A 13,867-nucleotide genomic window follows, 5' to 3' on the forward strand; every position below is an offset into this window, starting at 1 on the left:
TTAGTGAGTTGCCTACGCGTCACGACAACAGTCCTACCGGACTCCACCCCGCGAACGGGGCAGAACCCAACAGTTGATCACGACATCACACAGGCCCTAGGCCGCTCGCTGCCGACCTGAGTCGCGCCCTCGACGCTCGACTGCCGTCGAGGCCGGTGAAGGGGCTGATGGGCTCGGTTCACCGCCCGTACCGTTCGCCATCCGACCCGCCCCATAGCGACGGGATACGCAACACCCCCTACGGACCCTGAGGGGGCTGTCCCCCTTGGGGAGCAGGGGGGTTGCTCCATGTCCCTGCGCGGCGTCGGCAGGCATGCTCTCCCCATGACTTTACGGCGAACAAAAGCTCGGTTCATGGTCGGTGCGGCGACCCTTGGCAGCGTCTCCGCCCTCATGGCGCCCCTCCCGGCGGCGGCCGAATCCCCCGGAGCGCAGGCGCAAGGAGGGGCCGTCGTCTCCGTCGAGCGCGCGGCCGACCTCACAGCGGAGGAAGTGGCTGGACAGCTTCAGGGGAAGATCAACCCGTCCCAGGTCCGCTACGGCGTAACCGCCTACCGGGTCACCTACCGCACCACTGACAGCGCGGGCGCCTCCACGACGGCGAGCCAGCTCGTCGTTCTGCCCAAGAACGGGGCACGGCGTCTGTCCACCGTCTCCTGGCTGCACGGCACCACCGTCTACCGCAAGGATGTCGCCTCGGAGAATCCGGAGTCGACCGACCGGCTCGTCGCCCTGCTGCTCGCCTCGACCGGGCGAGCTGTCTCCGCACCCGACTACGTCGGCCTCGGCGCGGGCGAAGGCTTCCACCCCTACGGCGACCCCGGGGCCACCGTCGCGGCTTCGGTGGACGGCCTGCGTGCGGCGCGCTCCTTGGCCCACCGAACCGGCCGAGAGCTGGAGCGGAGGGTGCAAGTCAGCGGCTTCTCGCAGGGTGGCCCCGCGACCATGTTGGTAGGCCGTGCGCTGCAACAGAAGGGCACCGACCGCTACTTCCGGCCGGGGGCACTCGCCCCGGTCAGCGGCCCCTACAACCTCTCCGCCTTCGAGGCCACCGCAGCAGACGACGCGATCAACCATTCCGGCCTCTACCTCGCCTACTTCGTCACCGCCTGGAACAGGATGTACGGCCTCTACGCCTCACCCACCGATGCCTTCGCTTCCTCTTACGCCGGCGAGGTGGAAGGTCTCTTCGACGGCTATCACACCCCCGAGGACATCACGGACGTCCTCCCGACAACCTCCGAGGCCCTGTTCAAGGAAGATTTCCTGAACAAGATCCGCAAGCCCGACGGTGTCCTGAAGGACAGGCTGCGCCCGATGGACAACACCTGCGACTGGCGGCCGAACACACCAGTGGAGATCTTCTACGCCCGGGGTGACAAGGACGTCGATCCCAGCCATACGTCGTACTGCGCCGACCAGTTGAGGAAACACGACGTCACTCCGCGACTGACCGACGTCGGAGACTATGACCACAACGGGTCGGTGCTGCAAGCCGTGCCCAGGATCATCCGGTTCTTCGACGAGTCGGCGAAGAACGACTGAAGCACCGGTCGTGCACCAGGAGGCCCCGATTCCGCTGGACGTGAGCGGTGGCGGGACGAGGCGTCGACCGTGGGCCCGGCCGCAGAACGGTTGCTGGGCCGGCTCCAACGGCTGTCGGCTGTCGGAGCCGGTGCGGACTACGCCGACGTACGCCGGCCAGCAGCCGGGCCGACGAGCACTTCACCGTCATCAACGTCCTGGCGTTGGTCGTACTCAGCGCCCCGCCTCGGGCCGGTATGGCCCCGCGTCCCGCTCGCGGCACTCAACGGATGGATATGAGTGGCTCCGGCGTACTCGTGATCGTTAGCTCACCGGCTATGAAGCAGCGCGCGCTAGCCGAGCTCAAGGCCTCAGCTGTCCGCTACCGTACGCGTGACCGTGCAACAGTGGCTCGCCGCGTCGAGCCGTTCAAGGGGCTGATCGCGAGCGGCTGGCACACCTCGGCCGTCATGATGCGACTGTACGCGGACCATTACCTCAGCAAGGTCGCCTCGCTCGCATCCCCTGGGGTCGACGACCGGCCCTTGCGGATTGTGTCCGCACCCTCACGTCGCAAGACCCGTCGCCAGCTCCCCGAACTGCCCCGGGCCCAACCGGAGAACGGGGCTGTCCAGGACGGCGCCGACGCCGTGATCACACCCGCCAAGGGGCGATCATCTCAGCCGCTCTATCATCGAATCCGGAGAGATGAGCGGCGCCGAGGGGCCGATGGAGATGACCGCAATACGCATGGCAGCAGCCGTGTTGTCCACCTGGGCCTCGCTGATCGTGCTCCTACTGGCACCGACACTGCTGCCAGAGCATTGGCGCTACTACATCTACTCTCCAGCGAGCGTGGGCCTGTGGCTGCTGGCCATGCTCGTCGCCCCCGTCGTGGTCTGCATCGTCACGTGGCCGTGGATCAAGTCTGGCGTCAGATGAGCCGCGATTTGCCTACTCTTCACCGGTGCCAGTTCGCGTTGCGCAGGCAGTCGGTGCGCAGCGTGACGGTCACCCAGTTGACGGCCTGGGCCTGGCCGGTGGGCGGCCTGTGGCCGGCGGAAATCGTGGCTGTGCCCGAGCCCTCGAGCGTGAGATCCGTGGATATGTTGCTCATCGAGGGCGAGGGACGAACGGCACCTCTCCCCTTCCATCCCGCGCGCTCCATATCCGTGCTGACGGCACTCATGAGTTGCGCTGGAGACCGCGTGTCACCGGGAGACAGTGCGAGATCGATGGATGCGGAGACCTCCACCTCGCGCTCGAGTCCACGGAGTCGCCGATGAAGTCTGTGGGGGGAGTGCTTCAGGCGGTCGAGCTCGCACGCCCGGCGCCATCGGGCAGGAAGGGTCTCCGACCAGTTTGCGATGTCCGAGGCCGACCTCCGGCGCGCGCGGGCGCACTTCGAGAGCCCGACGCGGCGGAACAGGAGCGCAACCTGAACCCACCCTGTCCGCCGTCTCAGCACCAGAGAGCACGATCAGGAAGCGAGCTGACGACCGCTCATGTCCCGTTCCACGTAGGGCGGTTGGGTCAGCGCCCTCTCGGCGGACCGCAGGATGCTGTCGAAGGATCGGGTGATCATCGGCCGTACCATGACGCGGGTCAGGAAGGGCCCCACCACCGGCATCGCCATCTCCGCGCGGGTCGTCCATGTGACCCGCGTTCCGCCGTCGACCTCGGTGAAGGTCATGCTGCCGAACTCGTGTCGCGACGGCGGCACGCTGCGCTCGACGACGTACTCGGTGGTGTACGGCGCCTCGTAGCGGGTGATGCGCTCCCTGAGCCAGCCGATCATCCACAGGTGACTGCGCACCGCGCCGACGCCATAGGGCGCGTTCTCTCCGCGCCGGGTCAGCCGGCAGCGCAGTACCAGGGGTGATCGCCTGTAATTGGTGGTCGTGGTGAGCCAGGTGAAGACGTCGTGGATGGGGGCGTCGATGACACGCTCGACGGTCATGGTTTCCACGGTCGCTGTTCTCCTCGATCGAGTGGGCGCACCATGTCGTCACGGTGCAGCTTGTCAGGGTTGCGTAAGGCGTAGAGGCCGGTGATGCGTTGGTCGTGGATTTCGAAGGCGACCAGCCAGTCGAGTTCGCCGTTGGTCAAGAACCGCGCGGCGGGCATGCCGTTGTAGGTGGCGTGCTCGATCCTTGTCGCCGCGGTGATGCTGGTGCGGGCCACGCCCAGGACGAAACGGGCGACTTCCAGGTGGCCGGTGACTGGACGCCGTGCCGCGGACACCTTCCCGCCGCCGTCGGAGATCTGGACGACATCGGGGGCCATCAGATCCATCAGGCCCTGGATCTCGCCGGCCGACGTCGCGAGCAGGAACCGCCGCACGATGTCGCGGGTGGCCTCGGAGTCCGGCTCGAAGCGGCGCCGACGCGCCTGCACGTGTCGCCGTGCCCGGTGCGCGATTTGACGTACCGTCGCCTCGGTCTTGCCGACCGAGGCGGCGATCTCGCCGTGGCTGTAGCCGAAGACGTCGTGCAGCACGAACACCGCGCGCTCGGTGGGGCTGAGCGTCTCCAGGACGAGCATCAGAGCCATCGACACCGACTCCGCGAGGACCGCGTCCTCACTCACCGCGGGCTCGGTGCGGATGGGCTCGGGCAGCCAGGTGCCGACGTACTCCTCGCGCCGCGCGCGCACCGCCCGCAAGTGATTGAGGGACTGCCGGGTCACCACGCGCACGAGGTACGCGCGCGGATGCTCCACGGTGCCGGCGTCGACCGCGCTCCACCGCAGATAGCTCTCCTGAAGCACGTCCTCCGCGTCGGCGGCGCTGCCCAGCATCTCGTACGCGATGGTGAACAGCAGCGCGCGGTGTTCGGTGAAGGCATCCTCAGTCACGAACCGGCTCCCTCACATCGACCCCCGCGCCCCAGCATCCCGGCTGTCCCGCCCCACGTTCCGTCCATGCCCATCGAGACACCCCGGCCGCACAGGAACGTGACATCTCGCGGTTGTGATCTGCTTCACATGGCGCCGATGGGCTTCGAGCTTCGCCTTCGTTCACGTGACGCCGGTTGCCGAGTACGGGTACGTTGCCCGACCGTGCCGGGAGCCGTCGTCGGCGTTCCGCTGGGCGACCGTACGGTGGCGCGCGGCTTCGGCAAGGGCGGCAGTCCGCTGGTCGTCGAGGGGGTGGTGGGGTACGTCGCCCGGTGGCTGCGGCCCGAGTGGGAGCGCCTCCGGGCCGGGCGTGTCTATCTGTCCCGCCGGGCGATACGCGACCGGAAGGACGCGCCGCGGCGCATGGCGGACCGCCGTGAGGAATCCTTGCCCGGCGGGCCGCCAATGTCGTGAGGGTGCGCGTCGCAGGGGGGCTTGGGGTCAAGTGGGGGACGCGGTAAGCGGGTTGCGTCAGACGCGCTGCCAGAGCGCGGGGACGTTCGGGGGTTCCCAGCCAGTGATGGCGGTATGGGCCTGGAGGCAGCGGTAGGAGGAGCCGGCGTAGGTGGCCACATCGCCCGCGCGGTACGTGGTGCCTGCGGCCCATGTGCCCGAGGGAGGTGTGGTGGGCGGGGTGGTGGGGCCGGTGGGGGCGTCCAGGACGAAGTCGTACGTGGCCTCGCGTGCCGGGCCGACCTGGCGGACGTTCATCAACAGGCGGGCATCGAAGATCGTGTCCGTGTTGTTGCGGGGCTCGCCCGGGAAGTACAGCTGGGTGGTGAGGATCCGGCCGCCCGGGGCCTGCACCTTGACGTGGATGTGCCGTGTGCGGCCGGGGTAGAGGCCGGGCACGATCGTGGTCAGGCTGAACGCGCCCTGGCTGGTGCTGAATTGGTGGCCCCGGAACGTATAGCCGGTGTTGTCGTAGTCGCCGTTGTCGTCGGCCTGCCAGAAGTCGAGAAGCGCGCCTGAGATCGGTCGGCAGGACCGGTTGAAGACGTAGCCGGTGACCGTGAGACGCGTGCCCGGCGTGCTGTCGGTGATCAGCGAGCTGCGCAGGGGGGAGTTGGGTTTGAAGTAAGGGCCCTCGGTCTGCTCGACGGTCGGCCCGTCCCCGTCGTGGCACTGCGGAGTCGTCGCCAGGGGCGTGGCCGAGGTGCCGCGATCGCGGGCCAGGGCCACGCCGCCACGGACGAGCACGGGCGTCGCGCCGAGCGCGACGGCGGCGCGCAGTACGGATTTGCGGCTGACGCGGGGGGACTTGGCGTCATCGGGGGCTGGTACTCCGGTCGGCTCGTCGGTAGCGGACATCGTCACTTTCCTCCGGGGGTGGGGTGGGGTGGAGTGGGGGGTGCGGGCGGGGGTGGGGGGTACGGGGTGTTTGGGCTCGAGGGAGGGGCTCGGTGCGCAGTGCCGGTGCGCAGTGCCAGTGCGCAGGGCCGGTGTGCAGCGCTGCTGCAGTTCGGGGTGCTGGTTCGCAGTGCCGCGACAGGCGGGTCGCCCGAACTGCGGCCGACGCGGGCTGTATGGGGGCCCTCAGCCATGCCCAACGGGCTGTCTGAGGTGTCCGCAGTCATGCCTGCGAGTTGTCTGAGGTGCCTGCAGTCAAGCTATGAGCCGTCCGGGCGGGCGGCGATGGACTGGATCCGGGGATCGTGGTGATTTTCTCCGGTGTCCGCCCGGAATTCACCGGGCGACATGCCGGTCTCCCGCCGGAAGAACCGGCAGAAGTACGCGGGGTCCCGGAATCCGACCGCGCCCGCTACCTGACGAATCGTCATTTCGGTTGCCACGAGCAGGCGTTTGGCCTCAAGGGTCCGCTGTAGACGGATCAGGGCCCCCGGTGTCAGGCCTGTCGACTGCCTCACCAGAGCGTGGAGGTGGCCTGCGGACATGCCGAGCTGCTGAGCGTACGAGTCGACCGATCGGCATGTGCCGCCGGGCAGCCGGAGGAGGCGGGTGAAGTCCGTCGTCACCTCGCCGGCGCGGCTGTGCGTGATCGTCTCCTCTGCGGATGAACAGGTTCGCAGGGCCCGCACGATGAGTATCTGCAGGCTCGCGCGGAGCAGCGTCCGGTAGCCCGGTCGTAGGGCTCGGTACTCGGACTCCATCTCGGCCAGGAGCGCTTCCATGGGCACGGACTGCTCGCCCGGGGCGTGGCCGGGGCCGGCGGACAGCGATCGGAGCGCGGCCACGTCCTGGCGCCGCGAGAGCAGGAAGTCTTCGTTGAACAGCACCACGTGTCCGGTGAGCTGCTCCGCGTCAGCCCAATGGTGTATCTGACCCGGGGTGATGACGCACAACTGCGGTGGATGCAGGGATTGTTGAGTCGAGTCCAGGACGTGGGCGCCGTGGCCACCGGTGACGTACACGATCTCGTAAAACGTGTGACGGTGCGGGAAGTTGGCGCGCGAGAGCGCTCCGATCGTGTCGAAGGTGCCGATGGCGAAGGGCAGCAGATGCGGCAGGGGGACGTCGAGGCGGTGCAGTGGGATGTCGAGGCTCCGGGTGTGCCGTGACTCGTCCATCAGGGCAGTCTGGGACATGTTCCATGGGCAGGTCCAGACCAGTTGGTGGAATTGGGCCACGTCTGCGGGCGGTGGCGTGCGTTGCGGATGGCGCGACGGAGGCCTATTCGTCGTGCTGCCGAGCGCTGCGTCGGCGCTCGGGGGACTGTGCGAGCCCGTAGGCCTCTTGGACGGCGTGTATCCATGGCGTGCGGTGTGGGTGTCCCTGGCTCACGGACCGCCCACACCGAAGCCTGCCAGTGTGGAACCCACCTTTGGGGCGCGGCAGTTCGGCGCTTCATATGGCTGCTGCCGCGTTGGCGGAGCGTTAGTCGGGTGTTAGCGGACCCGGGCAGTCTCGAGCGAACAATGAGACAACGACGAATACTCACCGCCGCCTTTGCCTCCATGCTGGCGACTGCCTCCGCTGCCGTGATCACGGTTTCCGCCTCGGCGTCGGAGACCACGGGCCTTGCCGCCCCCGCCGCGTGTTCACCGAATCCCACGACGAAGCCGCCGAAGAAGCCGACACCGAACCCGACGACGAAGCGTCCGACTCCGAAACCCACGACGAAGCCGCCTAAGGAGCCGACGTCGGACCCCACGACGAGGCCGCCGAAGGAACCCACTCCGGACCCCACGACGAAGCCGCCGACGCACGGCCGTGCCGCGGAGGAGCCGCAGCCGCAGGCGACTGTGGCGGTCGAGCCGCAGGCCACCGTGGCAGTGGCCCCGCGGGCCACAGTGGCGGGTGCGCCGGAGCCCGAAGCGACCGTGGCGAGTGTGCCGGAGCCGCGGGCAACGGTGGCAGTCGAGCCGCAGGCCACCGTGGCAGCGGCCCCGCAGCTCGCATTGACAGGTGTGCCGGTGTCTCAGGCCGCCGTGGTGGAGGCGGAAGTGGATGCGGATGCCGTCGCGTCGGCGGGGTGCCCCACCGGGAAACCGCAGACGGGGTTCACCCATGCCCGGGCCACCTTCTACTCGACCGGCCTGGGTGCATGCGGCAAGGTCAGCAATGACGCGGACTTCATCGTCGCTCTCAACTCCGCCCAGTTCGGGGGCGGATACCCGGGACCACAGTGCGGAAAGAAGATCAAGATCACGTACAAGGGGAAGTCGGCCACCGCGACCATCGTGGACGAGTGCCCAGGCTGTTCTTATCCGGGGCTTGATCTGTCGCCGGGTCTCTTCAGGTACTTCGCCAGCCAGGACGAGAGCGCCATCTACGTCGACTGGAAATTCACCGGATAGGTCGTACAGTGCACCATGCCCACGCCGATGCTGGGCCAGCAGCGTCAAGCCGACCGGCGAGACTACCGACCCGTCGTCGCAGAGCATCGCGTCACCCAGCTCGAACACGGTGTCACCCCGCCGGGTCAGGCACCCGTAGAAGTACTCCCGAAAGCGGGACGCGAAGTGGAAAGCGTCCCGCCGGGCATCGTGGTCGAGCACACTCACCCCCTGCGGCCTTCGTACGAACATGATCCCGTTGGGGAACGCATGCTCACGAGCGGACCGTCCGACTGCCCGGCGAATCCCCCGACGAGCGAAACCATTCGAGACATCGGTCGAGGTCATGGCACCATGTGCGGCATGACGACGACTCGAAAGGTCCATGCCGCGTAGACGGCCAGGACATGTCCGGGCGGGCCTTCCCCGCCGACACCGGGCCCAGAACTCCAGACACATCGGTGACTTGCCCCCGCGAGTGCTGTCCGAGATCGATCGTCTGGAGCGCACCCGCAACTACCTTTACCCAGGGGACGTCAGCAAGGCAGTGCGTCTTTGGGAGGACTTCGTTCACCGCCCCGCGCGCGAGCTATGGCGCGATTACGACGGGCTCTGGCACGACGACGACTCGCTCCACCTCCACTGGTACTGCTGCGGCAACCCGCTGGAAGCCCGACTCCTCCTCGACGCTGCGATGCGAGCCATGTCACCCCGCGGAGCCCGCGAACTCCAGAAGATCATCGACAGGCTCGACGCCTTCTGGACCCCGCCCTCGCCGTGGCCAGCGACGGTCGGAGGTTGAGGAACAAGTTTAGAAGCAGAAGCCGGGGTTGCCTGCACCAGTGGAGCCAACTCGAATCGCCCGGGAGGGGCCGAACAGCATCGCAGCCATGACGTGTGCGCACATGACGGCCGGTTGCCCCGGGGTGAGGGCCTTGTCCCACCGCGAGCCGACGGGGATCATGACGGCGTGCAACACCGAGAGCAACTCCATGACCTGTTGACACGTGCCGGACTTACGGTCGTTGAGGAAACACACCCGGGCAGTACGCTCCCACCGGAGGCCGGTCGGCGGATCGCGCTGGGCATCGCGGCGCCGGACGGCGCGGTCCGGAAGGTGCTCGACCCCGCCTGGTGGCGCCGTCTTGCGGATGTCGACGGCGAGTTCCTGGTGGCCGTTCTCGGACATCGGATCGGTGGCAACGACGCCTGCTGGACCCGGGTCCGCTACGTCGGCGACGGTGTGCCGGAGTTGACCGGCGACCCCGGTTTCGTTGCGCTCTCTCTCGACGGGCAGGTGTTGTTGGCGGAGGTGCCCGGCCCGGGCGGGCCTCGGGTGACGGCCCTCGACCGCCTGCCGGAGCGGCTGGACAGGGCCGCCGCGGCCGCCGGGCGCGAGACGGACGACGAGCGCGCCGACGTGTGGGCGGCGCTGCCCGGCCGTCCTGCATGGCCTGCGCACTGGGTGGAGCGGATCGGGTCCAATCCGGCAGCGCCGGACGAATTGTTGATCCGGCTCCTGGATGTCGCGGAGGGCTTCCTGCACGGTTGCGACCGACCTGCCGTACTCGACGCCGCCGTGGCACACCCCAATCCGCGTGTCCGCTCGACGCTCGTGGACACCTTCCGTCCCCAGCTCACGACCGACCAGTGGGTACGCCTGGTCCGTACGGAACCGTCGCCGAACCGGCGCGTGCTCTGGGCCGAGCATGCCTGCGCCTGGGGAGTCGAACTCCCCGAGGACCTGTACGACGACCTCCTCGCGGGCCCGTGCCGCGCCCAGGCCGCCGCACTCCCGGGGCTCCCCGCGCACCGCCTCCCCAGCCTCGTGGCCGACGCCGATCCCCAAGTGAGGGCGGCTGCCTGCGCCCGGTGGGAAGACCTCGCTACGCCCCTGCGAGCGCGACTGCTGGCCGACACCGACGACGCGGTGCGTACGGCGGCGCTGCTCGCCCATCACGCCGAGGTCCCCATGCCTCGCGACGTCTTTGCCGCGCTGCTCGCACCCGGGCGCGCGCTCGAACAGTGCCGCCTCTCAACCGAGTTGGAGGCGCAGCTGATCCATGAGGGGAACACGGAGGTCCGCGGAGCTCTGGCCGCCAACCCGCGTCTCAGTGCAGACAGCGTTGCCGTCTTGGCGAATGACCCATCCGACGACATCCGCTCCGCAGTGGCGCTACGGCCCGACCTCGACGAAGAGCAGCGTGCCGCGGTGCGCCACACCTTCGACCCGACATTGATGTCGCGCACCTTGCCCTGGGTCGAGGCCCTGCACGGTGACGCCGACGCGATGCGCCGTCTCGCCGTATCGGCCCATCCACTCATCCGCCGAAGCGTGGCCCGTGCCCAGCGCCTTCCGCCGGAGGTCGTGGAGCGTCTCGCCCGGGACGAGGACCGGACAGTCCGCCTGTTTTTGGCCGAATCGTGCGACGACGCACCGTACGAGATGCTGCTGGAAGTCTGGCGCTGGTGGGACGGCAGCTTCAGCCACCCCGACCGCCCTCGCAGTCACCCCAACTTCCCCCGTGCGGGTCTGCTGCGCTACGCCGACGACCCCTCTGGGCGGATGCGTCGCCTGGCCCTGGACGATCCGCAGTCCACGCCCGCCGACGTCGCACGTCTCGCTTGCGACCCGGAAGCCGAGGTGCGCCGCCGTGCGGCCGAGGACACAAGGTTGTCGCCGGCCGACGCGGTGCGGCTGTTGAACGACTCAGCGGCCCACGTCCGCGGGGCGGCGATGCGCAATCCGCGGCTTCCGGCCCGCGTCCTTGCCGGGCTGTTGCACGACCGCGACACGGCGTGGGCGGCCGTCACCAATCCGGCGATCCCGGTCCCCGTCCTGCACCGCATCCTGGCCGCGGCCGAGACAGTCCTGGGGGCCCGGCGCTGAAGAACGGCGCCCATTTACCATCCGGGAATGGGCTCCGCAGCGCCTCCCGCTCTGCATGCGGGCGGCCGACCGCACGCACGAGCAGCCGGACGGAGGTCTCTGACAGCATCGGCCTGTGAACAGGGAGAACGATGCGGGCGAGCGACGGACTCCACCTACTGGTTGACTTGGAGGTCAGCGCCGTCTCTTTCGTGCGCGACTACGTTGAACTGCACTTCGACGGGCCGGTATTGCGGTCCTTGAGCGACCCCCTGGGTGTGTACGGGGGCCGTGAGTGGCACTTCCCCGAACCGGGGTCGATGGACCTCATGCGCGGCTACATCGGCAAGACCGTCAGTGCCTGTGAAGTGGATCCGAAACGGATGCTCGCCCTGCACTTCGGGGACCACCGCTTCACCATCCCGCTGGACGACGGATCAAGCCTCGGCCCCGAGTCGGCTCATCTGGTCGGCGTGGACGCGACGGGCATGGCCTCTCCCCACGGTGGGATGTGGGTCTGGTAGCGGGGGATGTGCCAGTCCGGCGTGGCCAACTATGGATCGGCGAACGGCCGGATCGTAAGTCGCCACCAGGAGTCGACCCGGAGCCGATTACTGGCGTCGGGCCAACTACCGTTCGTCACATGCGCCGTAGCAGGGATCTGACTCGCCGGAGCGGAGGCCCGAGAAATACGCTGGCGGTCCCTTGTAACTGTCCAGGGAGCATCATGTCGCCGTCCTTCACTTATCGGATCACCAAGTACGACCCTGCCGAACGTGACGAGGACGGCCGCTACATCGGTGTCGAGGAGACCGTCAGTGACCATGGGCCGGTTGAAGCGGCGTACCTGTCATCCATAGCCGCGTTCGCGGCAGCTTCGGGCATGGACAGGCTGGAGATCCGCGAGCCGTCCGTCACTGGGGTCGTCCACTTCGGCCTGGAGCCGTCGGTCGAGGGGCACGGCCTCGGTGAAATCTTCCCGCCCGACCTTGCCGGCTACCACGACGGGGCCGAAGTTCCCCTTCCGGTCGCTCTGGAACTCGTCCGGACCATGCTCCGCGATCAGGGCGCCTGGTGTCGTCTGGAGGCGGGGGAGGTGTTCACCGTCCACGTCGGGTGGGACCAGTACGTGTATGTGGGCACCGACCGGCTCTGCGCGGACGCCGTGGCCCGTACACGAGAACTCGGCCTCTTCCCGGAACCGGTGGCTATCTCTCCCTACGCGGCGGAGCTCCAGGAACCAGACGTGCTGGAGGCGGCCGATGAGGGATTCTGGGCGCGCGTGCGCGCGGCGTTGGCCTCGCGCAAGGGAGTGCTCCTGGAGGAGGGCTACGTCCGCAACGCCGCACGCTTCCATCGCGTCACGCCCGAGAACCTCGACGCGGTGCGTACGGGTCTCGCCTCCCGCGCCCTGCTGACCGTCTGGCCCGACCTGAACCCCGATGTCAACGAAGTCCTCGCCACATTGCCGGAGGGATCCACGGAGTTCGTATGGCAGGCGCAGGACGGCGCGATCAGGCACGCTGCCGTAGACGACACCGAGTACCAGGAGCTCGCCGCCCTGGTTGTCGGCGCCCGGGCGGCCAGCGCCCTGCCCGCGTACCCAGACGAATGCCACCCGCTCCTCCGCGCCGCCCTGCCCGACAGCGACGGCGTGTTGCGGGCCCGGTGGTGAGCCGGTGGCAGCGAACGGAGCGGCGAAGGGGACGGACGGCCGCCGCCCAGGTCGTACCGGCGCCCGCTCCGACGCGCTCGCCGTCCTGCTCGGCTCCGCCGGGGGCGTCGCGATCAGTTGGGTCGTGCCGTACTTCGACAGCCGGGCCCTTGTTCTGCCCCCGGCCGTTACCGTCCCGCTCGCTGCTTTCGTGTGGAGGCAGTCCATGAGCGCTGGTCGGTTTGCTGTGCCGTCCGACGGGCTGTTCGGCACCAAGGCAGCGCCTCCGGGGTGCCCTTCGGCTACTTCCCGGGGCCGGCATTGGCCGGCTTCGGCACTTTCGGTCTGCTCGTGACCTTGGGGTACTGCCGGGCCCTCTAGATGCCCCTGCAGATCCCGGGCTCGCTGCCCATGTTGATGAAATATCCGGGTCCTCGGAGGCGAATTCCGCCAGGGCCCGTCCGTGGCCCTGGCGGTGACAGACTATTTGTCGAGTTCGGCCGCGCCAGTCAGGGGCTTGCGAACGGTGACCGGGACCGATGTCGGCGGGACTAGGCGAGTCGCGTGCAGTGTGTTCCGACGTAGGTGTTTCCCTCTTCGGCCTTGAGTTGCTTGGCGAGAGTGCTGGCCGGGTTGACGAAGAAGTACACCGGGGGATCGTTCAGACACCGCCAGGTTTGGGGGTCGGCCTGATCCCGCAGGGTGATCGTGGTGGGCCTGTTGGAGGGAAGTTGCCGGTCGCACTGGATGCCGACAGTGGTGAAGGACTCACCTTTACCCATCTGGCACGTGACGTGCGATGTCGCGTTCGCCGGGGCCGCGGCGGTGAGGGTGAGACCGGCCACGGGCAAGGTGGCAATACCGATAAAAGCCAGTAGGCGGGCTGCCTTCATGGCTTACCCTCCTCCTTCTCTCTCGTGGATTTTCGGGAATGTCGCTCTGCCGCGCACTCTGTCAGGCGGTGCGCGGCGCACGCCAATTGGATCAGCTCCATGGGTGAGTTACCGGCCACGGAAACATGGCGGAGAAGGATTCCTGGTGGGATCATGAAGGCTGGTGACGAGGGAAATCCGTTCATCAGTCTCATGAATTCTCCGTGTGACCTGGGGATGGATCCTCCGCCGGTATACGGCGGGCAAAGGGGAGGGGACGTGGCGGATATGCGGCGGAGACAACGGGCTCGTC

The 13,867-nt window shown here is 68.3% G+C and carries 14 protein-coding genes and 1 pseudogene; 8 read left to right on the forward strand and 7 right to left on the reverse strand.

Going from position 1 to position 13,867, the window contains the following annotated elements:
* The first annotated feature begins 354 nt into the window (after positions 1 to 354).
* Complete coding sequence (locus N4G70_RS36505) at positions 355 to 1,545, forward strand: lipase family protein (protein ID WP_261717090.1); 1,191 nt, start codon at positions 355 to 357, stop codon at positions 1,543 to 1,545.
* 517 nt (positions 1,546 to 2,062) lie between these two features.
* Here the strand turns inward: N4G70_RS36505 and N4G70_RS36510 are convergent.
* Positions 2,063 to 2,191: pseudogene (locus tag N4G70_RS36510) on the reverse strand (IS5/IS1182 family transposase); the annotation flags it as partial.
* Positions 2,192 to 2,232: 41 nt separating this feature from the next.
* Between N4G70_RS36510 and N4G70_RS36515 the strand changes: the two are divergent.
* A complete protein-coding gene (locus N4G70_RS36515) occupies positions 2,233 to 2,466 on the forward strand; it encodes a hypothetical protein (RefSeq protein WP_261717091.1) in 234 nt (77 codons plus the stop codon).
* Between the two features lie 19 nt (positions 2,467 to 2,485).
* On the opposite strand, the gene N4G70_RS36520 is transcribed toward N4G70_RS36515, so the two are convergent.
* The 3 genes from N4G70_RS36520 to N4G70_RS36530 all read right to left on the reverse strand — a co-directional run bounded on the left by N4G70_RS36520 (position 2,486) and on the right by N4G70_RS36530 (position 4,380).
* Positions 2,486 to 2,641, reverse strand: a complete 156-nt coding sequence (locus tag N4G70_RS36520) for a hypothetical protein (protein ID WP_261717092.1) — start codon at positions 2,639 to 2,641, stop codon at positions 2,486 to 2,488.
* A gap of 363 nt (positions 2,642 to 3,004) precedes the next feature.
* Complete coding sequence (locus N4G70_RS36525; RefSeq protein ID WP_261717093.1) at positions 3,005 to 3,493, reverse strand: SRPBCC family protein; 489 nt, start codon at positions 3,491 to 3,493, stop codon at positions 3,005 to 3,007.
* Complete coding sequence (locus tag N4G70_RS36530) at positions 3,481 to 4,380, reverse strand: RNA polymerase sigma-70 factor (protein WP_261717094.1); 900 nt, start codon at positions 4,378 to 4,380, stop codon at positions 3,481 to 3,483. The genes N4G70_RS36525 and N4G70_RS36530 overlap by 13 nt, the downstream gene beginning before the upstream one ends.
* Positions 4,381 to 4,584: 204 nt before the next feature.
* Between N4G70_RS36530 and N4G70_RS36535 the strand changes: the two genes are divergently transcribed.
* Positions 4,585 to 4,836: a hypothetical protein gene (locus N4G70_RS36535; RefSeq protein ID WP_261717095.1), complete on the forward strand. Its 252-nt coding sequence runs from the start codon at positions 4,585 to 4,587 to the stop codon at positions 4,834 to 4,836.
* 57 nt (positions 4,837 to 4,893) lie between these two features.
* Here N4G70_RS36535 and N4G70_RS36540 read toward each other — a convergent pair whose 3' ends face one another.
* Both N4G70_RS36540 and N4G70_RS36545 read right to left on the reverse strand, forming a co-directional pair.
* Complete coding sequence (locus tag N4G70_RS36540) at positions 4,894 to 5,733, reverse strand: carbohydrate-binding protein (RefSeq protein ID WP_261717096.1); 840 nt, start codon at positions 5,731 to 5,733, stop codon at positions 4,894 to 4,896.
* 299 nt (positions 5,734 to 6,032) lie between these two features.
* The gene (locus N4G70_RS36545; protein WP_261717097.1) at positions 6,033 to 6,968 is read right to left on the reverse strand and encodes a helix-turn-helix domain-containing protein; all 936 of its coding nucleotides are present in this window, start codon (positions 6,966 to 6,968) and stop codon (positions 6,033 to 6,035) included.
* Positions 6,969 to 7,337: 369 nt separating this feature from the next.
* Here N4G70_RS36545 and N4G70_RS36550 point away from each other — a divergent pair, with 369 nt between their 5' ends.
* From N4G70_RS36550 to N4G70_RS36575, 5 genes are all read left to right on the forward strand, one after another.
* Positions 7,338 to 8,180 carry an RlpA-like double-psi beta-barrel domain-containing protein gene (locus N4G70_RS36550; protein WP_261717103.1) on the forward strand — a complete coding sequence of 281 codons (843 nt, stop codon included), beginning with the start codon at positions 7,338 to 7,340 and terminating at the stop codon, positions 8,178 to 8,180.
* Positions 8,181 to 8,625: 445 nt separating this feature from the next.
* Complete coding sequence (locus N4G70_RS36560) at positions 8,626 to 8,961, forward strand: hypothetical protein (protein WP_261717098.1); 336 nt, start codon at positions 8,626 to 8,628, stop codon at positions 8,959 to 8,961.
* A 168-nt stretch (positions 8,962 to 9,129) separates the two neighbouring features.
* Positions 9,130 to 11,049, forward strand: a complete 1,920-nt coding sequence (locus N4G70_RS36565; RefSeq protein ID WP_261717099.1) for a hypothetical protein — start codon at positions 9,130 to 9,132, stop codon at positions 11,047 to 11,049.
* 191 nt (positions 11,050 to 11,240) lie between these two features.
* Positions 11,241 to 11,552: a hypothetical protein gene (locus N4G70_RS36570; RefSeq protein ID WP_261717100.1), complete on the forward strand. Its 312-nt coding sequence runs from the start codon at positions 11,241 to 11,243 to the stop codon at positions 11,550 to 11,552.
* A 203-nt stretch (positions 11,553 to 11,755) separates the two neighbouring features.
* The gene (locus tag N4G70_RS36575) at positions 11,756 to 12,703 is read left to right on the forward strand and encodes an RNA-binding protein (RefSeq protein ID WP_261717101.1); all 948 of its coding nucleotides are present in this window, start codon (positions 11,756 to 11,758) and stop codon (positions 12,701 to 12,703) included.
* Between the two features lie 530 nt (positions 12,704 to 13,233).
* Here N4G70_RS36575 and N4G70_RS36580 read toward each other — a convergent pair.
* Positions 13,234 to 13,575 (reverse strand): hypothetical protein, encoded by a 342-nt coding sequence (locus tag N4G70_RS36580; protein ID WP_261717102.1) that lies wholly within the window; start codon positions 13,573 to 13,575, stop codon positions 13,234 to 13,236.
* Positions 13,576 to 13,867: the final 292 nt, after the last annotated feature.

It is taken from the genome of Streptomyces sp. ASQP_92, from assembly GCF_025399895.1.
Taxonomy (GTDB): Bacteria; Actinomycetota; Actinomycetes; order Streptomycetales; family Streptomycetaceae; genus Streptomyces.

Excerpts from the sequence above, each read along its gene's own strand:
- N4G70_RS36515 (WP_261717091.1), top strand. The coding sequence starts at position 2,233 with ATGAGCGGCGCCGAGGGGCCGATGGAGATGACCGCAATACGCATGGCA.
- N4G70_RS36575 (WP_261717101.1), top strand. The coding sequence starts at position 11,756 with ATGTCGCCGTCCTTCACTTATCGGATCACCAAGTACGACCCTGCCGAA.
- N4G70_RS36505 (WP_261717090.1), top strand. The coding sequence starts at position 355 with ATGGTCGGTGCGGCGACCCTTGGCAGCGTCTCCGCCCTCATGGCGCCC.
- N4G70_RS36580 (WP_261717102.1), bottom strand. The coding sequence starts at position 13,575 with ATGAAGGCAGCCCGCCTACTGGCTTTTATCGGTATTGCCACCTTGCCC.
- N4G70_RS36520 (WP_261717092.1), bottom strand. The coding sequence starts at position 2,641 with ATGAGCAACATATCCACGGATCTCACGCTCGAGGGCTCGGGCACAGCC.
- N4G70_RS36545 (WP_261717097.1), bottom strand. The coding sequence starts at position 6,968 with ATGTCCCAGACTGCCCTGATGGACGAGTCACGGCACACCCGGAGCCTC.
- N4G70_RS36540 (WP_261717096.1), bottom strand. The coding sequence starts at position 5,733 with ATGTCCGCTACCGACGAGCCGACCGGAGTACCAGCCCCCGATGACGCC.
- N4G70_RS36550 (WP_261717103.1), top strand. The coding sequence starts at position 7,338 with ATGCTGGCGACTGCCTCCGCTGCCGTGATCACGGTTTCCGCCTCGGCG.